Origin of the sequence: Chitinophaga sp. YR627, assembly GCF_900114995.1 — a bacterium.
Lineage (GTDB): Bacteria > Bacteroidota > Bacteroidia > Chitinophagales > Chitinophagaceae > Chitinophaga.
In genome coordinates this window covers 2,315,988-2,341,410 of record NZ_FOUX01000001.1, presented here as the reverse complement: position 1 = coordinate 2,341,410, position 25,423 = coordinate 2,315,988, and the positions used below count along the sequence as shown (strand labels likewise).

Annotated in this window: 11 protein-coding genes; 10 read left to right on the top strand and 1 reads right to left on the bottom strand. The window is 47.3% G+C overall.

All coding sequences use genetic code 11. The annotated features are described in order from the left end of the window. From BMZ72_RS08670 to BMZ72_RS08645, 6 genes are all read left to right on the top strand, one after another. Positions 1-11,510, top strand: an 11,510-nt coding sequence (locus tag BMZ72_RS08670; protein WP_089807127.1) for an Ig-like domain-containing protein, incomplete at its 5' end; no start/stop codon positions are given. Positions 11,511-11,512: 2 nt separating this feature from the next. Continuing rightward, on the top strand, positions 11,513-12,439 hold the full coding sequence (locus BMZ72_RS08665) for a PorP/SprF family type IX secretion system membrane protein (RefSeq protein WP_089807125.1): 927 nt from the start codon (positions 11,513-11,515) through the stop codon (positions 12,437-12,439). A gap of 11 nt (positions 12,440-12,450) precedes the next feature. Next, positions 12,451-13,866: a tetratricopeptide repeat protein gene (locus BMZ72_RS08660; RefSeq protein WP_177222728.1), complete on the top strand. Its 1,416-nt coding sequence runs from the start codon at positions 12,451-12,453 to the stop codon at positions 13,864-13,866. Positions 13,867-13,954: 88 nt separating this feature from the next. Continuing rightward, entirely contained in the window at positions 13,955-15,172 is a 1,218-nt protein-coding gene (locus BMZ72_RS08655) for an acyltransferase family protein (RefSeq protein ID WP_089807122.1), read from the top strand. Positions 15,173-15,193: 21 nt separating this feature from the next. Next, positions 15,194-16,282, top strand: a complete 1,089-nt coding sequence (locus BMZ72_RS08650) for a sensor histidine kinase (RefSeq protein WP_089807120.1) — start codon at positions 15,194-15,196, stop codon at positions 16,280-16,282. Next, entirely contained in the window at positions 16,254-16,961 is a 708-nt protein-coding gene (locus BMZ72_RS08645; protein WP_089807118.1) for a LytR/AlgR family response regulator transcription factor, read from the top strand. Before BMZ72_RS08650 ends, BMZ72_RS08645 begins: the two co-directional genes overlap by 29 nt. On the opposite strand, the gene BMZ72_RS08640 is transcribed toward BMZ72_RS08645, so the two are convergent. Continuing rightward, positions 16,962-18,416, bottom strand: coding sequence for a S8 family serine peptidase (locus BMZ72_RS08640; protein ID WP_089807116.1), 1,455 nt, complete (start codon positions 18,414-18,416; stop codon positions 16,962-16,964). Between the two features lie 536 nt (positions 18,417-18,952). On the opposite strand from BMZ72_RS08640, the gene BMZ72_RS08635 reads away from it, so the two are divergent. The 4 genes from BMZ72_RS08635 to BMZ72_RS08620 all read left to right on the top strand — a co-directional run bounded on the left by BMZ72_RS08635 (position 18,953) and on the right by BMZ72_RS08620 (position 25,405). After that, the gene (locus BMZ72_RS08635; protein ID WP_255373143.1) at positions 18,953-20,146 is read left to right on the top strand and encodes a GTP-binding protein; all 1,194 of its coding nucleotides are present in this window, start codon (positions 18,953-18,955) and stop codon (positions 20,144-20,146) included. 136 nt (positions 20,147-20,282) lie between these two features. Further along, a complete protein-coding gene (locus BMZ72_RS08630; RefSeq protein ID WP_089807112.1) occupies positions 20,283-20,888 on the top strand; it encodes an RNA polymerase sigma factor in 606 nt (201 codons plus the stop codon). Positions 20,889-20,903: 15 nt separating this feature from the next. Then, the gene (locus tag BMZ72_RS08625) at positions 20,904-21,869 is read left to right on the top strand and encodes a FecR family protein (protein ID WP_089807110.1); all 966 of its coding nucleotides are present in this window, start codon (positions 20,904-20,906) and stop codon (positions 21,867-21,869) included. A 17-nt stretch (positions 21,870-21,886) separates the two neighbouring features. Further along, positions 21,887-25,405, top strand: coding sequence for a SusC/RagA family TonB-linked outer membrane protein (locus BMZ72_RS08620; RefSeq protein ID WP_089807107.1), 3,519 nt, complete (start codon positions 21,887-21,889; stop codon positions 25,403-25,405). Positions 25,406-25,423 lie beyond the last annotated feature (18 nt).

The following is a 25,423-nucleotide window of genomic DNA, read 5'->3' as shown; positions in this document are numbered from 1 at the left end:
CTAACGATACGGATCCAGAAGGTAACAGTCTGACTACAAGTCTGGTAACCGCCCCAGTAAATGGAACAATAGTACTGAACGCCGACGGTAGCTTCTCGTATACACCAAATGTAAACTATAACGGTCTGGATAGTCTGGTATACCGCGTATGTGATAATGGTACGCCAAGTCTGTGTGATACCGCGATCCTGCGTATCACAGTAACTGCTGCTAATGACGCACCAATAGCAGTAGATGATCAGCTGACAGTGATAGAAGACCAGAGTGGCACCGGTAATGTATTGACCAATGACACTGATCCAGAAGGAGATGCATTGACAGCTTCACTAGTAACTGCTCCAATAAATGGAACAATCGTGCTGAACGCTGATGGTAGCTTCACATACACACCAAACGCTAACTACAGCGGCCTTGATAGTCTGGTTTACCAGGTGTGTGATAATGGTACGCCAAGCCTGTGTGATACCGCGATCTTGCGTATCACAGTAACTGCTGCTAATGACGCACCAATAGTTGTAGATGATCAGCTGACAGTTATAGAAGACCAAGCCGGCACCGGTAATGTATTGACTAACGATAGCGATCCGGAAGGAGATGCGTTGACCGCAAGTCTGGTAACTGCCCCCGTGAATGGAACGGTAGTGCTGAACGCTGACGGCAGCTTCACATATACACCGAATGCAAACTACAATGGTTTGGATAGCCTTGTTTACCAGGTATGTGATAATGGTGTACCAAGTCTTTGTGATACAGCTGTTGTAAGGTTTACTGTGAATGCGGTAAATGATGCACCGGTAGCGGTAGACGACAATGTAACTGTAACAGAGGATGTACCAGCGACTGGCAATGTTTTGACCAACGATACGGATGTAGAAGGTAATACGCTGACTGCAAGCTTGGTAACAGGCCCTGTGAACGGTACAATAGTACTGAATGCTGATGGTAGCTTCACTTATACACCAAATGTGAACTACAACGGCTTGGATAGCCTTGTTTATCAGGTATGTGATAACGGTGTGCCAAGCCTGTGTGACACAGCAGTAGTGAGATTTACTATTAATGTGGTTAACGATGCGCCAGTGGCCGCAGATGATCAGCTGACAGTAGTAGAAGATCAGACCGGTACCGGTAATGTGTTAACTAACGATACGGATCCAGAAGGTAACAGTCTGACTGCGAGTCTGGTAACCGCCCCAGTAAATGGAACAATCGTGTTGAACGCCGACGGTAGCTTCACATACACACCGAACGCGAACTACAGCGGTCTGGATAGTCTGGTTTACCAGGTATGTGATAATGGTACACCAAGTCTGTGTGACACAGCGATCCTGCGCATCACCGTAACAGCCGCTAATGACGCACCAATAGCAGTAGATGATCAACTGACAGTGATAGAAGACCAGACCGGCAAGGGTAATGTGTTGACCAATGACACGGATCCGGAAGGAGATGCATTAACAGCTTCACTAGTAACTGCTCCAATAAATGGAACAATCGTGCTGAACGCTGATGGTAGCTTCACATACACGCCAAACGCTAACTACAATGGTCTGGATAGCCTCATCTACCAAATCTGTGACAATGGTACACCAAGCCTCTGTGATACAGCGGTTATAAGATTCACTATTACCGCGGCTAACGATGCACCAGTGGCCGTAGATGATCAATTGACAGTGATAGAAGACCAGATCGGTACCGGTAATGTCCTGACTAACGATACCGATCCGGAAGGAGATGCGTTGACCGCAAGCCTGGTAACAGCCCCAGTAAATGGAACAATCGTGCTGAACGCCGACGGTAGCTTCACATACACACCAAACGCGAACTATAGCGGTCTGGATAGCCTGGTTTACCAGGTATGTGATAACGGCACACTAAGCCTGTGTGACACAGCGATCCTGCGCATCACCGTAACAGCTGCTAACGACGCACCAATAGCTGTAGATGATCAGCTGACAGTGACAGAAGACCAGAGCGGCACCGGTAATGTATTGACTAACGACACCGATCCGGAAGGAGATGCGTTGACCGCAAGCCTGGTAACCGCCCCAGTAAATGGAACAGTAGTCTTGAACGCTGACGGTAGCTTCACATACACACCGAATGCGAACTACAGCGGTCTAGATAGTCTTGTATATCAAGTATGTGATAATGGCACACCAAGTCTGTGCGACACAGCGATCCTTCGCATCACAGTAACGGCCGCTAATGACGCACCAATAGCTGTAGACGATCAGCTGACAGTTATAGAAGACCAGACTGGCACCGGTAATGTCTTGACTAATGACACCGATCCAGAAGGCGATGCGTTGACCGCTTCACTGGTAACCGCTCCAGTAAATGGAACAATAGTACTGAACGCAGACGGCAGCTTCACATACACACCAAACGCAAACTATAGTGGTCTGGATAGCGTAATCTACCGCGTATGTGATAACGGTATACCAAGCCTGTGTGACACAGCGATCTTACGCATTAATGTAACATCTGCTAATGACGCACCAGTAGCCGTAGATGATCAGCTGACAGTGATAGAAGACCAGACCGGCACCGGTAATGTCCTGACTAACGACACCGATCCGGAAGTAGACGCGCTGACTGCCAGCCTGGTAACGGCCCCAGTAAATGGAACAATAGTGCTGAACACCGATGGTAGCTTCACATACACAGCGAATGCGAACTACAGCGGTCTTGATAGTCTGGTTTACCAGGTATGTGACAATGGCACACCAAGTCTGTGTGACACCGCGATCTTACGCATCACCGTAACAGCTACTAACGACGCACCAATAGCTGCAGATGATCAGCTGACAGTGACAGAAGACCAGAGCGGCACCGGTAATGTATTGACCAATGATACCGATCCGGAAGGAGACGCTCTGACAGCCAGCCTGGTAACTGCTCCAGTAAATGGAACAATCGTGCTGAACGCCGACGGTAGCTTCACATACACACCAAATGCAAACTACAGTGGTCTGGATAGCGTAATCTACCGCGTATGTGACAACGGCACACCAAGCCTGTGTGACACAGCGATCCTGCGCATCACGGTAACTGCGGCTAACGACGCACCAATAGCTGTAGATGATCAGCTGACAGTGATAGAAGACCAGAGCGGCACCGGTAATGTCTTGACCAACGACAGTGACCCAGAAGGAGACGCATTGAGTGCAAGTGTGGTAACAGGTCCTGCTAATGGAACAATAGTGCTGAACGCCGACGGTAGCTTCACATACACACCAAACGCGAACTATAGCGGTCTGGATAGCGTAATCTACCGCGTATGTGATAACGGCACGCCAAGTCTGTGTGACACAGCGATCCTGCGTATCACCGTAACAGCTGCTAACGACGCACCGGTAGCCGTAGATGATCAGCTGACAGTCATAGAAGACCAGATCGGCACCGGTAATGTATTGACTAACGACACCGATCCGGAAGGAGATGCGTTGACCGCAAGCCTGGTAACCGCCCCTGTAAATGGAACAGTAGTCTTGAACGCCGACGGTAGCTTCACATACACACCGAATGCGAACTACAGCGGTCTAGATAGTCTTGTATATCAAGTATGTGATAATGGCACACCAAGTCTATGCGACACAGCGATCCTGCGCATCACAGTAACGGCCGCTAATGACGCACCAATAGCTGTAGACGATCAGCTGACAGTTATAGAAGACCAGACTGGCACCGGTAATGTCTTGACTAATGACACCGATCCAGAAGGCGATGCGTTGACCGCAAGCTTGGTAACAGCCCCTGTAAATGGAACAATCGTGCTGAACGCCGACGGCAGCTTCACATACACACCAAACGCAAACTACAGTGGTCTGGATAGCGTAATCTACCGCGTATGTGATAACGGTACGCCAAGTCTGTGTGACACTGCGATCTTACGCATCACTGTAACAGCCGCTAATGACGCACCAATAGCCGTAGATGATCAACTGACAGTGATAGAAGACCAGACCGGTACAGGTAACGTCCTGACCAACGACAGTGACCCAGAAGGAGACGCTCTGAGTGCAAGTGTAGTGACAGGTCCTGCTAATGGAACAATAGTGATGAACGCCGACGGTAGCTTCACATACGCACCAAATGCGAACTACAGCGGTTTGGATAGTCTGGTTTACCAGGTATGTGATAATGGTACACCAAGTCTGTGTGACACAGCGATTCTGCGCATCACAGTAACTGCCGCTAATGACGTGCCAGTAGCCGTAGACGACCAGCTGACAGTGATAGAAGATCAGACCGGCACAGGCAATGTCCTGAACAATGATACGGATCCAGAAGGAGATGCGTTAACCGCAAGCCTTGTAATCGCTCCAGTAAATGGAACAGTAGTATTGAACGCCGACGGTAGCTTCACCTACACGCCGAATGCGAACTATAGCGGCCTTGATAGTCTTGTATATCAAGTATGCGACAACGGCACACCAAGCCTGTGTGACACCGCGATCTTGCGCATCACAGTTACGGCTGCTAATGACGCACCAATAGCAGTAGACGATCAGCTGACATTGATAGAAGACCAGACCGGCACCGGTAATGTCCTGACTAACGACACAGATCCAGAAGGCAACAGCCTGACTGCAAGTCTGGTGACCGCTCCAGTAAATGGTACAGTGGTGCTGAATGCTGACGGCAGCTTCACATACACACCAAATGCGAATTACAGCGGCCTTGATAGTCTTGTATATCAAGTATGTGACAATGGCACACCAAGTCTGTGTGATACGGCCATCCTGCGCATCACAGTAACAGCTGCTAATGACGTACCAGCAGCTATAGATGATCAGTTGACATTGATAGAAGACCAGACCGGCAGTGGTAATGTATTGACCAACGACACCGATCCGGAAGGAGATGCGTTGACAGCTTCACTGGTAACTGCTCCGGTGAATGGTACTGTAGTCCTGAACGCTGACGGTAGCTTCACATACACACCAAACACGAACTACAGCGGTCTGGATAGTCTGGTTTACCAGGTATGTGATAATGGTACACCAAGTCTGTGTGACACAGCGATTCTGCGCATCACAGTAACTGCCGCTAATGACGTGCCAGTAGCGGTAGACGACCAGCTGACAGTGATAGAAGATCAGACCGGCACAGGCAATGTCCTGACCAATGATACGGATCCAGAAGGAGATGCGTTAACCGCAAGCCTTGTAATCGCTCCAGTAAATGGAACAGTGGTATTGAATGCCGATGGTAGCTTCACCTACACGCCGAATGCGAACTATAGCGGCCTTGATAGTCTTGTATATCAAGTATGCGACAACGACACACCAAGCCTGTGTGACACCGCGATCTTGCGCATCACAGTTACGGCTGCTAATGACGCACCAATAGCAGTAGACGATCAGCTGACATTGATAGAAGACCAAGCCGGCACCGGTAATGTATTGACCAATGACACTGATCCGGAAGGAGATGCATTGACAGCTTCACTAGTAACTGCTCCAGTAAATGGAACAATAGTGCTGAACGCCGACGGTAGCTTCACATACACTCCAAACGCTAACTACAATGGTCCGGATAGCCTCATCTACCAAATCTGTGACAATGGTACACCAAGCCTCTGTGATAAAGCGGTTGTAAGATTCACTATTACCGCGGCTAACGATGCACCAGTAGCCGTAGATGATCAATTGACGGTAATAGAAGACCAGACCGGTACCGGTAATGTATTGACCAACGACAGCGATCCAGAAGGAGATGCGTTGACCGCAAGCCTGGTAATAGCTCCAGTAAATGGTACAGTGGTATTGAACGCTGACGGCAGCTTCACCTACACACCAAATGCGAACTACAACGGCCTTGATAGTCTTGTATATCAAGTATGTGACAACGGCACGCCAAGCCTGTGTGATACCGCGATCCTGAGAATCAATGTAACAGCGGCTAATGACGCACCAATAGCTGTAGATGATCAGCTGACAGTGATAGAAGACCAAACTGGCACCGGTAATGTATTGACCAATGACAGCGATCCGGAAGGAGACGCTCTTACTGCAAGCCTGGTAACAGCCCCAGTAAATGGAACAATCGTGCTTAACGCCGACGGTAGCTTCACATACACACCGAATGCGAACTACAGCGGTCTTGATAGTCTGGTATACCGCGTATGTGATAATGGTACGCCAAGCCTGTGTGATACCGCGATCCTGCGCATCACAGTAACTGCCGCTAATGACGCACCAGTAGCCGTAGATGATCAATTGACAGTGATAGAAGACCAGACCGGTACCGGTAATGTGTTAACTAACGATACGGATCCAGAAGGTAACAGTCTGACTGCAAGTCTGGTAACCGCCCCAGTAAATGGAACAATAGTACTGAACGCCGACGGTAGCTTCACATACACACCAAACGCGAACTATAGCGGTCTTGATAGCCTGGTTTACCAGGTATGTGATAACGGCACACCAAGCCTGTGTGACACCGCGATCCTGCGCATCACCGTAACAGCTGCTAACGACGCACCAATAGCTGTAGATGATCAGCTGACAGTGACAGAAGACCAGAGCGGCACCGGTAATGTATTGACTAACGACACCGATCCGGAAGGAGATGCGTTGACCGCAAGCCTGGTAACCGCCCCAGTAAATGGAACAATAGTGTTGAACGCCGACGGTAGCTTCACATACACACCAAACGCGAACTATAGCGGTCTGGATAGTGTAATCTACCGCGTATGTGACGACGGCACGCCAAGTCTGTGTGACACCGCCATCCTGCGCATCACCGTAACAGCCGCTAATGATGCACCAATAGCCGTAGACGATCAACTGACAGTAATAGAAGATCAGACCGGCACAGGCAATGTCCTGACCAATGACACGGATCCAGAAGGAGATGCGTTAACCGCAAGCTTGGTAACAGCCCCTATAAATGGTACAGTTGTCCTCAATGCCGACGGTAGCTTCACATACACACCAAATGCGAACTACAGCGGTCTTGATAGTCTGGTTTACCAGGTATGTGACAATGGCACACCAAGTCTATGTGACACAGCGATTCTGAGAATCAATGTAACACCAGCTAATGACGCACCAGTAGCCGTAGATGATCAGCTGACATTGATAGAAGACCAGACCGGCACCGGCAATGTATTGACCAATGACACCGATCCGGAAGGAGACGCTCTGACTGCAAGCCTTGTAACCGCCCCAGTAAATGGTACAGTGGTATTGAATGCTGACGGTAGTTTCACGTACACACCAAACACGAACTACAGCGGTCTGGATAGCCTGGTATATAGCGTATGTGATAATGGCACACCAAGCCTGTGTGACACAGCAATCCTGCGCATCACCGTAACGGCCGCTAATGACGCACCAATAGCTGTAGATGATCAGCTGACAGTGATAGAAGACCAGAGCGGCGCCGGTAATGTATTGACCAACGACAGTGACCCAGAAGGAGACGCATTGAGTGCAAGTGTGGTAACAGGTCCTGCTAATGGAACAATCGTGCTAAACACCGACGGTAGCTTCACATACACACCGAATGCGAACTATAGCGGTCTGGATAGTGTAATCTACCGCGTATGTGATAACGGCATACCAAGCCTGTGTGACACAGCAGTAGTGAGATTTACTATTACCGCGGCTAATGACGCACCAATAGCCGTAGATGATCAGCTGACAGTGATAGAAGACCAGAGCGGCACCGGTAATGTCCTGACTAACGACACCGATCCGGAAGGAGATGCATTGACAGCTTCACTAGTAACTGCTCCAACAAATGGAACAATCGTGCTGAACGCCGACGGTAGCTTCACTTATACACCAAACGCGAACTATAGCGGTCTGGATAGCGTAATCTACCGCGTATGTGATAACGGTGTGCCAAGTCTGTGTGACACAGCGATCCTGCGCATCACGGTAACTGCGGCTAACGACGCACCAATAGCTGTAGATGATCAGCTGACAGTGATAGAAGACCAGAGCGGCACCGGTAATGTATTGACCAATGATACCGATCCGGAAGGAGACGCTCTGACAGCCAGCCTGGTAACTGCTCCAGTAAATGGAACAATCGTGCTGAACGCCGACGGTAGCTTCACATACACACCAAATGCAAACTACAGTGGTCTGGATAGCGTAATCTACCGCGTATGTGACAACGGCACACCAAGCCTGTGTGACACAGCGATCCTGCGCATCACGGTAACTGCGGCTAACGACGCACCAATAGCTGTAGAAGATCAACTGACAGTAATAGAAGACCAGACCGGCACCGGTAATGTATTGACTAACGACAGTGATCCAGAAGGAGACGCTCTGAGTGCAAGTGTAGTCACAGGTCCTGCTAATGGAACAATAGTGCTGAACGCAGATGGCAGCTTCACCTACACACCAAACGCTAACTATAGCGGTCTGGATAGTCTGGTTTACCAGGTATGTGATAATGGTACACCAAGTCTGTGTGACACAGCGATCCTGCGGATCATAGTAACGGCCACTAACGACGCACCAATAGCCGTAGATGATCAGCTGACAGTCATAGAAGACCAGACCGGCACCGGTAATGTCCTGACGAACGACAGCGATCCGGAAGGAGACGCTCTTACTGCCAGCCTGGTAACAGCCCCAGTAAATGGAACAATCGTGCTGAACGCCGACGGTAGCTTCACATACACACCAAACGCTAACTACAATGGTCTGGATAGCCTCATCTACCAAATCTGTGACAATGGTACACCAAGCCTCTGTGATACAGCGGTTGTAAGATTCACTATTACCGCGGCTAACGATGCACCAGTAGCAGTAGATGATCAATTGACAGTGATAGAAGACCAGACCGGCACCGGCAATGTCCTGACCAACGACAGTGACCCGGATGGTGACGCCCTGACTGCAAGCCTGGTAACAGGTCCTGTAAACGGCTCAGTCGTACTGAACGCCGACGGTAGCTTCACATACACACCAAATGTGAACTACAACGGACTGGATAGCCTGGTATACCGTATCTGTGACGATGGCACTCCAGGTCTGTGTGACACAGCGATCCTGCGCATCACCGTTACTCCGGTAAACGATGCACCAATAGCTGTAGATGATCAACTGACAGTGATAGAAGACCAGAGCGGCACCGGTAATGTATTGACAAACGACAGCGATCCGGAAGGAGACGCTCTTACTGCTAGCCTGGTAACTGCACCAGTAAATGGAACAATCGTGCTGAACGCCGACGGCAGCTTCACATACACACCAAATGCAAACTACAGTGGTCTGGATAGCGTAATCTACCGCGTATGTGACAACGGTACACCAGGCCTGTGTGACACAGCGATCCTGAGAATCACCGTAACGCCTGTCAACGATAAACCAATAGCGGTAGATGATGCTGTAGATCTGTTGGAAGATGAACCTGCTACGGGTAATGTCATGATAAACGATAGCGATCCTGATGGTGATCCGCTGACCGCAAGTCTGATAACCGCACCAGTAAATGGTACAGTTGTCCTCAATGCAGACGGTAGCTTTACCTACACGCCAAACGCAAACTTTAATGGCGCCGATAGTATGATCTACAGGATCTGTGATAATGGTACACCTGCACTGTGTGATACGGCTATTGTGAGATTCAATATCATCGCTGTAAATGATGCACCTGTCGCTGTAAATGATGTCATCACAGTAACAGAAGATCAGCCACAAACCGGCAATGTACTGACCAACGACAGCGATCCGGAAAATGCTGATCTGAGTGCAGGTGTGGTGACAGGTCCTGCCCATGGTACGATTGTCCTCAACGCTGATGGTAGCTTCACATATACGCCGAATGCAAACTACAATGGCATGGATACCGTGACCTACAGCGTATGTGACAATGGCACACCAGGTCTCTGTGACACAGCGCTGATTATTATCACGGTTGTACCTGGATACGATGCGCCAATAGCGGAAGCTGATTACCTGACAGTAGTAGAAGATACGCCGACAGATGGTAATGCTCTGGCGAATGACTACGATCCTGATGGTGATAAACTGACTGCAACACTGGTTACACCACCGGTAAATGGTACAGTTGTATTCAATGCAGACGGTACATTCACTTACACGCCAAATCCGGATTACGAAGGTCTCGATAGTATGGTATACAGGATCTGTGATACGGACAACCTCTGTGATACCGCCATTATCAGGATCACCGTGATACCTGGTAATGAAGCACCGATCGCAACGGACGATGCAGTAACCATTAACGAAGATGAGGTAGCAACAGGTAATGTCCTGACAAATGATACCGATCCTGAAGGTGGCGCCCTGACAGCAAGTGTTGTAACAGGTCCGGTAAATGGTACGATCGTCCTTAACGCAGATGGTACATTCTCTTACACGCCAAATACGAACTATAATGGCGCAGACAGTGTGATCTATCAGGTATGTGATAATGGTAATCCATCACGTTGTGACACCGCTGTCCTGAAAATTACCATCATACCTCAGAATGATCCGCCGGTAGCGAACCTGGAAATCATCCGCGTAGAGATCAATACACCGGTTGCTGGTAGCGTGAAACCAGTGATCAGTGATCCGGATGGTGATCCGATGACAGTCAGCCTGATCAAAGCCACCACTCATGGTGTGATCACCCTGAACGCCGACGGTAGCTTCGAATACTCACCAAACACAGACTTCTCCGGAACAGACAGCCTGATCTACAGAGTTTGTGATAATGGTACGCCAAGTCTCTGTGACACCGGTATCGTGATCTTCAATGTGTCCGGTCCGAATGACAGACCAGTGATCGGTATAGCGAAAGCTGCAGCTGAACCTGTACTGGAAATCAATGGTAACTATACAGTGACCTACACATTCGTAGTGACGAACCTGGGTAACGAAGTATTGAACAGTGTACAGGTAGAAGATAACCTGCAGAATACATTCCCATCACCGCATACATTCACAATCTCCGGTGGTGTTGTAACTACAGGTGGTCTGAGACCAAACAACCAATACAATGGTAGCACCATCAGCACATTGCTCGGTGATGGTAGCACCCTGGCAATAGGCGCAAGCGATACGATCAGATTCAGCGTGAACGTAAATGCACATAAACAGTTCGGCACATTCAACAACAGCGCAACGGCAAGTGGAACATCCGCATCAACCAATACAGCGGTGACAGATGTATCGACCAACGGTCTCAATGCAGATCCTGACGGTAACGCTGATCCTTCTGAAAATGAAGCAACACCGGTAACGCTGAATCCAACTAAGATCCGCATACCACAAGGCTTCTCTCCAAATGGCGATGGTAAGAACGACAGGTTTGTGATCGGTAACGCTGGCAATGACAGGATCAGTCTCGAAGTATACAACCGTTGGGGTAATGTGGTCTACAGGAACGCAAACTATAACAACGAGTGGGATGGCCGATGCAACCTCGGTCTGCACTTCGGAGAGAATATACCGGATGGCACTTATTACATCATTGTAATTGTGAATGATTCCGAGCGGTTTGTTAATTATATCACAGTAATACGTTAATTATGAAACAAGTTCTTGCCGTAATAACGTGTCTCATCCTGGGCCTTGCTGATGTCAGGGCCCAACAGGATGCGATGTACTCCCAGTATATGTTCAACATGATGGGGGTCAACCCGGCCTATGCCGGTAGTCGTGGCGTATTAAGTGCTACAGCGCTCTACCGTCGTCAGTGGGTAGGAATTGACGGTGCACCGGAAACTTCCACGTTTGCCTTTGATATGGCTACCCGCGATAACAAGGTCGGTTTAGGTATCCAGGCCTTTAATGACAAAATAGGGATCATGCGTACCACCGGCTTCTATGCCACCTACGCATACCGTATCCGTTTTGAAAATGAAGGCTCCCTGGCCATCGGTCTGCAGGGTGGGCTTAGTAATTTTAAAGCTGATCTGACCAAAGTAGATCTCATCGATGAAGATGATCAGGCCTTCGTGCAGAACATCAATGTCTTACTGCCTTGTTTTGGCGCCGGTATCTATTATAACACGGACAGGTTCTATGCGGGGTTCTCGATTCCCAACCTGGTGAAAAGCTATCTGCGCAAGGATGCCGTTTACTACCGCGCAGATGTGGTGGCCAAGAAGTATATGCACTTCTTTTTCATCGCCGGATATGTGTTTGATCTCAATGAAGACCTCAAACTGAAACCTTCCACACTGGTAAAGGCAGTACGGGGCGCCCCTGTACAGGTGGATATCAATGCAAACCTCTGGATCAGAGATGTGATCTCTGTTGGCGCCTCATATCGCACAGGTGATGCGATCTGCGGGCTGGCAGAAGTACAGATAAATGACCAGTTCAGACTGGGTTATGCATACGATCATACCGTCTCCAAACTGGTAAAGTACAACCAGGGTACACACGAGATCATGTTACGTTATGAATTCGGATGGGAAAAAGGCCGCGTACTTTCTCCCCGCTATTTTTAAAAAACAACAGAATGAGATATATGCGTTTGCTGACAGTTTTGTTTCTCAGCTTGATATTTTCCAAAGGATATGCCCAGTTGAAAAGTGCTGAACGGGCCTATGACGGTATGCGTTACACAGAAGCAATCGGATATTATCAGGAAAGTATGAAGAGAGATTCACTGTCAGCAGCGTCTATTGCTAAACTGGCAGACAGTTATGATAAGACGCAACAATACACCAAAGCACTATTCTGGTATGATAAACTGCTGAGCAGTCACGTTACTGATACAGCCTACCGTTACCGCTATGGTCAGTTACTGGCAATGGATGGTCAGTATAAGGCAGCTGCTACCCAGTTCAAATGGGTGAATAGCGTCAAACCTGACCCTCAGCTGGAAAGTACAGTCGGTCTGTATGAAGGGGGACTAAACGCTTTGCTGGCCGATTCTGTCAACTGGCAGACGGCCCTCCTCAACATCAATAGTGGTTATGCGGATTTTTGTCCGGTAACCTACGGCGCCGGTCTGGTATTCGTATCTGACAGACCCCGTAATAAGGTCTTCCGGGAAACCAATGCCTGGACAGGCGGCGACTTTCTTACCTTATACCGTGTTGTAGATACCGCCAGGGTGAAAGATGCTGGTCTGCGGACCAAAGAACTCGAACAGGTGCTCAGTTACGCCTCCAAAGATCTCCGGAATGTAGACAGCCGTACAGAAAGCAGCTGGGATAGTAAAAAAGTATCTGCTAATCCGCAAGCCACCTTCGTTGCTGTCCCTAACCAGTTGTCAAGAGAAATGATCGCTCCCTTTAATACAAAACTGAATAAACGTTACCATGAAGGACCGGTAAGTTTCAGCCGTAACTGGGACAGTATCATCGTGACCTATAATGAACCTTCAAAAGGGAAGGGGGATGTGTCCAGATTACGTCTGCAGACCTACGTCATGCGTTACGGAGACTGGATACCACAGCCCGCATTTCCCCATAATAATAAAGACTATAACGTCGGACAACCCGCCCTGCATCCCAACGGAGATGTACTTTTCTTCACTTCGGATATGCCCGGTGGCGCCGGAGGTAAGGATATCTATTACTGCCGTAAATCGGGTAACAGCTGGGGACCGCCCATCAATGCCGGCCCATTGGTCAATACCAGTGGCAATGAGATGTTTCCTTACATAGACCCGGCAGGACGTCTCTATTTCTCGTCTGATAAATGGCCGGGATTGGGTGGACTGGATATCTTCAGCGTCAACCTGGATTCTGCATATAAGCCCTTGTCTGCCCCCAGGAACGAAGGAGCGCCCTTTAACAGCACTAAAAACGATTTTGGGGTACTGATAGAGGCAAATGGGAATAAGGGCTATTTTAGCTCTGATAGGCGGGGAAATGACGATATCTATATTTTCTGGAGGATTTACCCCGCTATGGGAAGGCAATAATGCTATTGACCCGTAAATCTGTGCCATAGGTCAAAGAAAATTGAACGCCTCTCCCGGCAGGGATACTTTAGCATAAAAATCCCCTGCTATGCAAACAATCGCTTCCTCCAGACAGGCATATCTCGACTGGCTACGTATTCTGGCCATCTTTGGCGTACTTATCTTCCATTCCTCCATGCCTTTTGGGGCGGAACTGGACTGGCATATCCGTAATAAAGAAACCAGCAATCTCTTCCTGGAGCTGGTCCACTTTATGCATCTTTTCCGCATGCCCCTGTTGTTTTTCATTTCCGGCACGGTCAGCTACTTCATGTTGCAGAACAGATCGGGTGGGGGCTTTGTCGCACTGCGCACCAGGAGACTGCTGATTCCTGTTTTACTGGCCATATTGGTTATTGTGCCACCACAGGTCTACCTGGAAAGAGTGACACAGGGTTATACCGGCAACTTCTGGCAGTTTTATGGCGAAATGTTCACTTCTGGCGCTTATCCCAAAGGAAACCTTAGCTGGCATCACCTCTGGTTTGTCGTTTACCTGCTGATTTATGATATTATCTGCGCCCCGCTGTTCGTCTGGATGGTCTCTCCCAGAGCACAGGGCTTCCGCGACCGGCTGTTATGGCTGGCTAAAGGCAAACGTGTCTATCTGCTCGCCTTACCTGGTATGATCATATATGCCGCATTAACCCTGCAATTCCCTGCAACAAACGACCTGGTGCATGACTGGTGTTATTTCTTCTACTGGCTCTGCTTCTTAATACCAGGGTTTATCTGCATAACGCAACCTGCTTTGATGGATAGTCTGGAGCGAAACAGACGCTTCGCTTTCCTGATGGCTTTCCTTTCTATTGTGACAATCAATTATTTCCGCTGGAATGATATCGAGCCCTGGAACGTTCTCAGTAACTGGAAACAGGACCCGCGTACTTATGCGTTCCTGGCGCTGAGGGCACTCTGTGGATGGGCATGGGTATTCGCGCTGGTTGGTTATGGCAAAAAATACCTGAATAAACCGCATGCATCCCTGAACTATATTAATCAGGCTGTCTATCCTTTTTATATATTGCATCAGACAATCATCGTCATACTGGCATTTTATGTAGTAAAGACAACAGATACCATCGGTGCGAAGTATATATTCATCGTGATTACGACTTTTATATCGTCTATGAGCATTTATCATCTGTTGATCCGCCCATATAATATCACCCGTTTTCTGTTTGGTATGAAACCCGCCAGAAAGAAAACAAAACAAAAGGAAGAGCCGGTGATGCAGGATGAGCAGGTATTATTATCAGCCTCTTAATATCTCAACCGAAATAAACTGATGAATACTTTCCGTAAATATATTTTTCCCGGCCTTTATGGCCTGACCACCTATCTCAGTATCCGGCTATTGCTGGATACTGTGACAGGGATGAAGTTCTGGGAACGTCCGTTTTACTTGAACGGATGGGAATTCTCACTTTCTTTCCTGTCAGGGTATCTGTTACTCGCCATACATCACAGACTGTACAGGTATTTTGATGAACATTGGAGTAATGAAGACAATTACCGAAAGCGAATGCTGAAGGAACTGGCGATCGTTTCACTGGCAACACTCATATTCCAGAATGTTACATTAATGCCCTGGGCGGCGCTGACAGATGATGGCTTGCAATGGTATGACGTGGCTGATATCAATCTGATACCGCTGCTTTACTCCCTGATCTACTATGGTGTAAGCAGGACCAACTATTTCCTGCAGGCGTATGTCAGTAATAAGGTCAAACTACAGGAAGTCATGAATGATCAGCTACAGGCCGAGCTTAAATTCCTCAAGTCACAACTGCATCCGCATTTTATTTTCAATGCACTGAATACGATCTATTTCCAGATGGATGAAGATGTAAGCGCCGCTAAGAAGAGTGTTGAGCAGTTTTCCGAACTGCTGCGTTATCAGTTGTATGATCAGCAGCAGACCGTTTCCATCCGTCATGAAATACAATACCTGCATAGTTTTATCAATCTGCAGAAAGTGAGAGCTTCAGACAAACTGGTGCTAAATGTACAGTTTGATCCGGAGTTATATGACCAGGAGGTGTACCCACTGTTGCTGTTTCCGCTGGTGGAAAATGCCTTCAAATACGTAGGAGGGGAGTACTGGATCAATATCACCGCTACGCTGGATAAAAATACCATCCACTTTATTGTGGAGAATGCCATACCGAAAATAACAATGACCTCCCGCGCCGGTGGGATCGGATTGGAGAATCTGAAAAGACGTTTACAGCTGTTGTATCCAGGGAAACATACCTTTGATATCAGCAAAACGGAACGTACATTTAAAGCTGCATTGTCCATACAACCGGAACCGGTTGCTTATCAAACTGTAACAACGGAAGAAGATGAAGATCAGATGCGTCATCACAGATGATGAGCCCTATGCAAGAAAAGGATTACAAGGCTATATCAGTCAGATAGATTTCCTGGAATTAGTAGCGGTATGCGAAAGCGCCGTCGAACTCAACACCTTCCTAAAGAAGGAACAGGTTGATCTCTTATTCCTGGATATAGAAATGCCTTATCTGTCCGGAATAGACTTATTGAAAACGCTGGCTCATCCACCGAAAGTAATATTCACCACCGCATATGAGAAGTATGCGATGCAGGGATATGAACTGGAAGTACTGGATTATTTACTAAAACCCATTTCGCTGGACCGCTTCCTGCGGGCAGCCAATAAAGCCTTTGATTATTTTAATCTACAGGAACAGGTAAAACCCAGGGAAGACTACTTTTTTATTAAAGTAGACAGCAAGCTGGAAAGGGTCCTGGTAGAAGAGATCCTGTTCGCCGAAGGCATGGAAAATTATATTACCATCCATACGAAGCAGAAGAAGATGATCACACACCTCACGCTGAAAATGCTCCAGGAACATCTGCCGGCAGATAAGTTTATACAGCCGCATAAATCCTACATAGCGGCTATTGACAAAATAGACGCTATAGAAGGGAATGTATTGCTGCTGGGCGGATATCAGGTGCCTGTGTCCCGTTATCAGAAGGAAGAGATCATGGAAAGGATACTGCAGAACAGGATCCTTAAAAGATGATCAGTAACCTACGGCAGCATCTGCATTGATAATACCCCATCCGAATTTACTGCTTCTGCTATTGGCAAATCCGGAGGCTCTCGCCATTCTGGCGATAATGCTATCCCTCGGATAAGCAGGATATTTACTCCATACCAGCGCCGCTATAGCTGCACAGCCGGCAGTAGCTACGGATGAACCGCCAACAGTGGAAGGCGCATCTCCGCTCATCGCAATACTAAGCGGATTCCTGCCGGATGATTTTTGCATTACGATGGCAAAGTCTACTTTGCTGCCGGTATGACAATTATCGCACCTGTCTTTCAGGTTGTCTTTCATACCGGTGACTGCCACTACCTGTGGCTGATTGGCCGGGAAGATAACGCCTACAAAACCGGCAAAGAAAGAAGTAGACGTACCAGCCGCACAGAATAGCAGTTTCTGTTTACTATATGCATATGACAGGGCATCTTTTATCTGCCCGGAACTGAACAGCGTGCCCATGCTCATACTGATGATCTTTACTGCAGGATCATCTGCTCCCTGCACATAGGCATTCGTAACACCGTTAATGGCCGCCGTAGACAACAGTACCACGTTTTCTGCTGCATGTACAATGGCCAGGTCACAGTTGTACGCTATGCCCGCAGTATTGCCGTCCGTGCCTCTTGGACCTGCCAGTACGCCCGCCATACTGGTGCCATGTCCGCAGGGATCATCGGGACTACTGTTGTAAGTGCCTAGTTTCTGAATAGTTCGCCCGGTAGAGAGTCCCTGATTGAAGGCGCTGCCGAGATTTTCCTGCTGCGGACTAACACCTGTATCAATGATCATCACCTTGACGTGCTGTCCGGTTGAGCGCTGCCATGCCTGCTCTATACGATGGTAAACATAATTCCAGGACAGCTTTGCTGCAGGAGAAATGACGGTATAATCCGTACCGGCGACAAGGTCCGTTTTAGCATTATTATAGCCACATCCCGATGCCAGAATATCAGAGGATACTGCTGCATCTTTTGGATTGACATCCCGCATATAATTACCGTATCCGACTGGTTCCGCATAGCGGATTCTGGCAGATGAACGCAGGGCTTTCACCGTGGCATAACTGCTGACATGCAGTTGCAAAAAATGTAATTTATTACTGGTAGCTGTCCGTACAGGCTGTAGTGAAACCGCCTGCTGGCCTGTCAGCTGTAATACTTCTTCAGCGTTACTATTTGTTGTATAACCTACCGATAGGATACTATCCCCATGCAATAATGCACTCCATACCATAGTGTCACTCGCCATTTTCCAGTCAAAATAACCATAGGTTGCTAATTGCTGATGCACAAACGCATTGATAGCTGATTTTGGAATGACCTCCTCCGGGTCTTCTTGTGTAGGGAGCACAGTATAAGAAGTGTCAGTTTTTCGGCAAGACGTAAAAAGCACGAACGCTACGCTCACCATCATAAAATAAAGGGCCTTCATATGTTCGGTTTTTTTAGTGGTTAACAATCCTGACTCTTTAACGTGGTTACTATAATTTACGACTTTTTATTGAGGTCTGCAAATCATTTACGGACTGTTTTTGGTGTTGTTGTATTACCAATTCAGTTATTCGAACTACAACGCTATTACACCGTCACTATAGCGATATCTCTTCGCTCCCGAACGGATGGATATCGGCTTAATAACGGTGTAGTTTCGTTCTGATAGGAAGAAATAAACCCCATTAAACTGGTAATTAGTCAGTTAAGCGCATTTTGAACGGAAGGGCGTTTTAACGCGCTCATTATCAATATGTCAACAGGGGTGATTTTGATTTTTTATGTCCCTTCGATTCCTGATGGTGTTTATGCATCAGCTCAACAAATGATGTAACAAAGGAATTTGGTTTTATAAATAAAAACTCTACATTTGCAACAATGATGCATTTATAAGGATAGTAAAATCACTACTATTTAGCTACTGCCGGATGTCTTCTTCCGGTGAGGAACTTTATTTTAATAACTATACATATGACAATGAACAGATTGCCTGTTACGGTGCTGAGTGGCTTTCTCGGCGCTGGTAAGACTACTTTGCTGAATCACGTCCTGCATAATAAACAGGGAATGAAAGTGGCCGTCATCGTCAACGACATGAGCGAAGTAAATGTAGATGCCCAACTCGTAAGAAATGAGCAGACATTACATAGAACGGAAGAAAAACTGGTGGAGATGAGTAACGGCTGTATCTGTTGTACGTTGCGCGAAGACCTGCTGATAGAAGTAGAAAGACTGGCGAAAGAAGGCCGCTTTGATTATCTTCTTATCGAAAGCTCCGGTATCAGCGAACCATTACCTGTCGCCCAGACATTTACCTACCAGGACGAAGCAACCGGTACTGATCTGAGTAAGTTATCCACGCTGGACACATTGGTAACAGTGGTCGATGCCTTTAATTTCATTCGTGACTTCAGCAGTATTGAAACATTGCAGGACCGCCAGATCACCGATATGGAAGGAGATTACAGGACCATTGTTAATCTGCTCACTGACCAGATTGAGTTCGCCAATGTGATCATCCTGAACAAAACAGATCTTGTCACTCCCGAAGAATTGGGAATGCTGCAGGCGGTGATCAGAAAAATGAATGCAGGTGCGCGTATTGTCACTTCCTCATTTGGAAAGGTAGATCTTCATTGTATCCTGAATACCGGCCTGTTTGATTTTGAAGAAACCAGTCAGCAGGCAGGCTGGATAGAAGAATTAAACAGATCCGTTCATACACCGGAGACAGAAGAATACGGCATCAGCAGTTTTGTATATCGCAGTCGCCGGCCCTTCCATCCGGAACGCTTCTGGACTTACCTGAACCAGGAATGGCATTCCAATATCATTCGCAGCAAAGGGCTATTCTGGCTGGCCTCCCGAAAAGATGATGCCCTGAACTGGAGTCAGGCAGGTGGAAGTCTGCGGGCAGAACGTGCCGGCGTATGGTGGGATAGTATGCCCTATAAAGACAGGATCCGCTATGTTTCTTTCCTCGACAACCAGCAGGAAATTGAAAAAAATTGGGATAAACATTTCGGCGACCGCCAGAATGAACTGGTGATCATCGGACGTACTTTGGACAAAGATACTATCGTAAAAGAGCTCGAAGATTGTCTGTGTGATGACAATGAGATCGCAAATATGGAAACAGGAGGGACTTTCCGGGACGAGTTCCCGCTATAGGCAACCTGACAGAGATGATGAAGGAATGGGCTGGTCTTTTGGCCGGCCCACACTGTGTTTGAGGGTAGTTAACGTAAACATAACATGTAACTAAAGCCCTGCTTTTTAATTTCGCGCTGCACTTCAGCCAACTATTATGATGGAGAATCTGACAGACGCCGAATTATTATCGCTCGCGCAAACCGATGACGAGAAAGCATTTGAGGCGATCATGTATAGATACAATGTACAGCTGTATAAATACATATATACACGCATCCGCAATGAACATGATGCAAAAGATCTTTTGCAGGAGATATTTATTTCCTGCTGGAAGAACCGTCATACTATTAATAATATCGCCGCATATCTGAAACGCTCCGTCCATTATGCGATCATAGACTGGCAGGTCGGCAATAAAAAAGCCATAGCCCGTAACACTACGCTGGAAGAAAAAGACGAACCAACCACATACCCCATAGAGAATCAACTCATATCGCTGGAGATAAAAGAAGAAGTAGAAACAGAGATCTCAAAGATGAACGATACCATGCGTAAGATCTTTGTATCCAGCAGATGGGAAGCCAGGTCAATCCCTGAAATTGCGCAGGAATACGGCCTCTCCGAGCAAACAGTTAAAAATAATCTCTCTATGGCGCTCAAACGTATCCGTCTGCGCCTGGCTGCTTATTTCTTTACCGTTGTTTACATTGTGTTAACATTGAGTTTACAATTCCTTAACGGTACCACTTTTCACTTCTGAGGACTATACTGATGAATGGGAACATCATCAGACAAAGCCGAACTATTAGCGCTTTTAGAAAAATACAGAGCCGGTGAATGCACACCGGAGGAGATTGCTCAGGTAGAAGCATGGCTCGAAAGTTTTGAAGAATTGCCTGATAGTGAGGCAATGACAGCCGCCGCCAATCAAGTCGTAGTGAACGTCATGCATACGCTCTTTCCGGCTAAGGGAAGGATCAGATATATCCTCTATGCCGCAGCCGCAGTGGTGGTACTGGCGCTTACCGGTCTGCTCTTCCTGTTCCGTTTCAATACAAAAGTACCGGCTGTAGTAACCTATGCATCTATCTCTACAGGTAAAGGAGAACGTAAAAAATTAACGCTGCCGGATGGGAGTCAGCTGACACTGAATGCCGCTTCTTCTGTTGTTATTCCTTCCGATTTTGGCGAGGAACGCAGAGAGCTGACCTTGTCAGGTCAGGGTACTTTTGATATCAGACAGAATACAAAACAGCCTTTTATCGTGCACACAGGTAATCTGCGTACAGTTGTGCTGGGTACCGTGTTTGACGTAAAGGCATACCCCGGAGACGCCGCCTTACAGGTAGCTGTACTCAGCGGAAAGGTACGTGTAGAAAAGCAACAACAGCAGCAAACAGAAATACTGGCCCCTGGTATTGAAAAAGATCAGTTACTGACCTATGATGCAGGTACAGGTAGACATGAACTGAAGCCATGTAAGGCCGAAGATATAGCCGGATGGCAGCAGAATAAGCTGTTCTTCGAACAGGCAACCATTGCAGAAATCGCACAGGTACTCGAAAGACAATACAATATACATATCATGCTCACAGGTACGGCTAAGAGACAATGCCGCTACACATTACAGTTAAAGAATGAACCATTAAACAAAGCGCTGCTATTATTAGAGCAGCTTTCAGGAATCTCTTACCAGGTAAACAACAATGAAATTAAAATCAACATTGCGTCATGCGAATAAAATGTAATGCGCCAACAATGAAGAAGCAGTTAAGCTTTCTTGTATTATTTCTTTTCACTCATCTCATCAGTTTCGCCAACGATCTGAATCATGAGTACATCACTGTTACCGTACGTAACGCGCGTATCAGTCTGAATGTAAAAGATCAGCCACTAAAGAATGTATTCGTGCTGATCGAGCAAAAAACAGGTCTCTCCGTAAATTATAACGCCAGTGCAGTGAATGGCATGGAGACTGTCAGCTACAAAGCCGACGATGTAACGCTGGCAACCGTATTTCAGGTATTACTGAAGAATTATCAGGGCTCCGTAAAACAGGTAGATGAAAACCATATCTTCCTGAAACTCGAAAAGAGAAGACTCATTGAAAAGGCAGTAGCGCCTATCATCGCAGCTGCTGCTACGCCTATCACCATTACCGGTACTGTAACCGATGAAAACAATCAACCGGTACCTGGTGTAAGCATTCATGAAAAAACAAGTAAAAAGAATACGACCACTGATGCCAATGGCCGTTATTCTATTACCGTAAATACCGGCGATGTACTCGTGTACAACTTCATCGGTTACGCAGCACAGGAAGTGACAGTAGGTGACAAAGCCCTGATGAACGTACAGCTGAAAGTACAGAACAGCCAGTTAAAAGAGATCGTAGCGATCGGTTACCAGTCCGTTAGAAAAAGCGATGTTACCGGTGCGATCTCCAGTGTGAAAGCTAGTGAACTGAATCTGACCAGCCCTTCCGTAGGACAGGCCCTGGTGGGTAAAGTAGCCGGTGTACAGATCTCTCAGGTAAGTGGCGCTCCTTATGCCAGTACTAAGATCCGTGTACGTGGTGTAGGTTCCATCAACGCGAGCTCCGATCCATTGTATGTAGTGGATGGTTTCCCGATGGACAATGACGTATTCATCAACCCGGAAGATATTGAGTCTATCGACATCCTGAAAGATGCTGCTTCTGCTGCTATCTATGGTTCCCGTGCTTCTGGTGGTGTGGTGCTGATCACTACCAAACGTGGTAAAGAAGGCAAAGGTAAATTCCAGTACGATCTGCAGACAGGTATCAACCAGCTGGGTAAGAAAGTGAAACTGCTGAATTCTGAAGAGTTTGCACAGCTGATGATCGACGGTAGAAATAACTCTTACCACGACTTCGTTGTAAACGGTGGTAAAGAATGGAACGATGCGATGTATTCAGATGATAACGCTACGCGTATCGCTAAAGTAGGTAACGCCAACGCGGTAAGTGTTGATCCAAAGTTCTACGACTTCGCTAACCAGAAAGTGATCAAACCTCAGTATAACACTGACTGGCAGGACCTGCTGTACCGCAATGCGATGTTCAGCCGTCATAACCTGTCCTTCTCCGGTGGTAGTAAAGAAGTTAAATATTATATCAGCGGTGGTTATCAAAACCAGGATGGTATTATCTTAAATACAGGTCTGAAAAAGATCAACTTCCGTGCAAACGTGGATGGACAGATCAATCCTAAACTGAAAGCTGGTATGAACGTTTCTTATACCAACAACCAGAACCGAGAAACAGAAGAAGGCCGTTGGGACCACAACCCGATCATGGCTGCCCTGCTAATGCTGCCTACTTACCGTGCATTCGACGACAATGGTAACATTGTAAAGAATGAAGTAGCTGCACTGTCTTCTACCTATGGCTATAACAGCTTTGAAAACCCGCTGGCTATCGCGAAGGAGATCAACATCCGTCGTAATGGTAACCGCGCTACCTATAATGGTTATGCTGTGTACCAGGTACTGCCTGAACTGTCCCTGAAAGCAAACCTGGGTATGTCCAGCTACGCTGAAAAATATGACTACTATTATCCAACCAGTCTCAGTAGTGGTGTAAGCGCTCCATATTCTGACGCGGCAAAAGCTGCAGCGAATGCAAGAGCAAAAAATACCAGCAAACTGGACCAGTTAGGTGAGTTCACTGCTGCTTATAGCAAACAGTTCAACAAACATAAACTGGATGTACTGGGTGGTTATACCGTACAGAAAACGACCGGTGATATCCTTGAGATCAGAGCGGAAGGTTTCCAGGATGACCGTATCCAGGAAGTAAGTGCGAAAGGTGCTGATGCAGCATTATTCAAACTGACCACTGCTTCTAAATATGTATACACACTGGTATCTTACCTGGGTCGTATCAACTACAACTACGATAACCGTTACTACCTGACTGCCTCTTTCCGTACAGACGCTTCTTCCCGTTTCGGTCCGCAGAACCGTTGGGGTAGTTTCCCTTCAGTAGCTGCCGGCTGGAATATCTCCAATGAATCATTCTACCATGACTGGCTGGGACAGCACTCTACACTGAAACTGCGTGCAAGCTGGGGTCTGAGTGGTAACAACAACATCGGTAACTATAACTCCGCTACCGTAATGGGTACGCCTACTGGTGTGCCGTTCGGTAACGGTACCATTAATACCGGTACTTTCGCAAACGGTATCAAGGACCCGAAAATTGGATGGGAATCTACTTCTCAGTACAATGCTGGTCTGGACCTCGGTTTACTCAACGGCCGTCTGAATGTGATTGCTAACTACTATGTGAGCTATTCCTACAACCTGCTGTTTGACAGACCAGTGTCTGCTATCTCCGGTGCAACTACAGTAACAACCAACCTGCGCGATTCCAAGATCCGTAACAGAGGTATTGACCTGCAGATCGATGGCCGCGTTATTCAGGGTAAAGCATTCAACCTGAACTTAACCGGTAACATCTCCGTAAACCGTAACAAGGTACTGGACATGGGTGGTGCAAATACCATCTTCAAAGCAGGTGCTGAACGTTCTTACCTGACACACATTATCCAGACTGGTCAGCCGGTAGGTATGTTCTATGGTTTCAGAGTACTGGGTGTTGCGACAGAAGCAAACTACAAAACAGTAGCGCCTTCTGCTTCCAGCACTAACCCAATGCATCCTGGCGATCTGTATTTCTATGATAAGAACGGCGACGGTGTAGTAAATGATGCAGATAAAGATGTCATTGGCAGCCCTTATCCTAAGTTCACTTATGGTTTCAACCTGTCAGCTACTTACAAAGATTTCTATTTCTCTTCTTCCTTTAACGGTTCTTATGGCAACCAGGTACTGGATGGCCAGGATTACTACCTGTATAACATGGAAGGATCCGGTAACCAGTATGCTGACGTAGCACAACGTTTCCGCTCCAATGCACAGCCAGGCGCAGGTAGCGTATACCGTGCTTCCCGTGCAGGTACGCAGAGTAACAGTACCCGTCTGTCTACATTCTATCTTCAGGATGGATCTTACTTCAGATGTACGAACATCATGCTGGGATATAATTTCAGATTCCGTGCACTGCAACAGAAACTGGGTGTATCAAAAGCCTCCCTGTTTGCAAGCGTAGACAACGCCTTCACCATCTCTAAATACAAAGGTTACAATCCGGAAGTAGACTACGGTAACGGTAGCAATATCGCTCCGGGTGTAGACTACGGTATGTACCCACTGGTACGTGCTTATAACGCTGGTGTTAAACTGGCCTTTTAATCCGTTTACGATTAAACA

Bases quoted from the DNA above. Each gene is read 5' to 3' on its own strand.
- BMZ72_RS08625 (WP_089807110.1), top strand. From the start codon at position 20,904: ATGGGAACATCATCAGACAAAGCCGAACTATTAGCGCTTTTAGAAAAA.
- BMZ72_RS08620 (WP_089807107.1), top strand. From the start codon at position 21,887: ATGAAGAAGCAGTTAAGCTTTCTTGTATTATTTCTTTTCACTCATCTC.
- BMZ72_RS08645 (WP_089807118.1), top strand. From the start codon at position 16,254: ATGAAGATCAGATGCGTCATCACAGATGATGAGCCCTATGCAAGAAAA.
- BMZ72_RS08640 (WP_089807116.1), bottom strand. From the start codon at position 18,416: ATGAAGGCCCTTTATTTTATGATGGTGAGCGTAGCGTTCGTGCTTTTT.
- BMZ72_RS08655 (WP_089807122.1), top strand. From the start codon at position 13,955: ATGCAAACAATCGCTTCCTCCAGACAGGCATATCTCGACTGGCTACGT.
- BMZ72_RS08635 (WP_255373143.1), top strand. From the start codon at position 18,953: ATGAACAGATTGCCTGTTACGGTGCTGAGTGGCTTTCTCGGCGCTGGT.
- BMZ72_RS08650 (WP_089807120.1), top strand. From the start codon at position 15,194: ATGAATACTTTCCGTAAATATATTTTTCCCGGCCTTTATGGCCTGACC.
- BMZ72_RS08665 (WP_089807125.1), top strand. From the start codon at position 11,513: ATGAAACAAGTTCTTGCCGTAATAACGTGTCTCATCCTGGGCCTTGCT.
- BMZ72_RS08660 (WP_177222728.1), top strand. From the start codon at position 12,451: ATGAGATATATGCGTTTGCTGACAGTTTTGTTTCTCAGCTTGATATTT.
- BMZ72_RS08630 (WP_089807112.1), top strand. From the start codon at position 20,283: ATGATGGAGAATCTGACAGACGCCGAATTATTATCGCTCGCGCAAACC.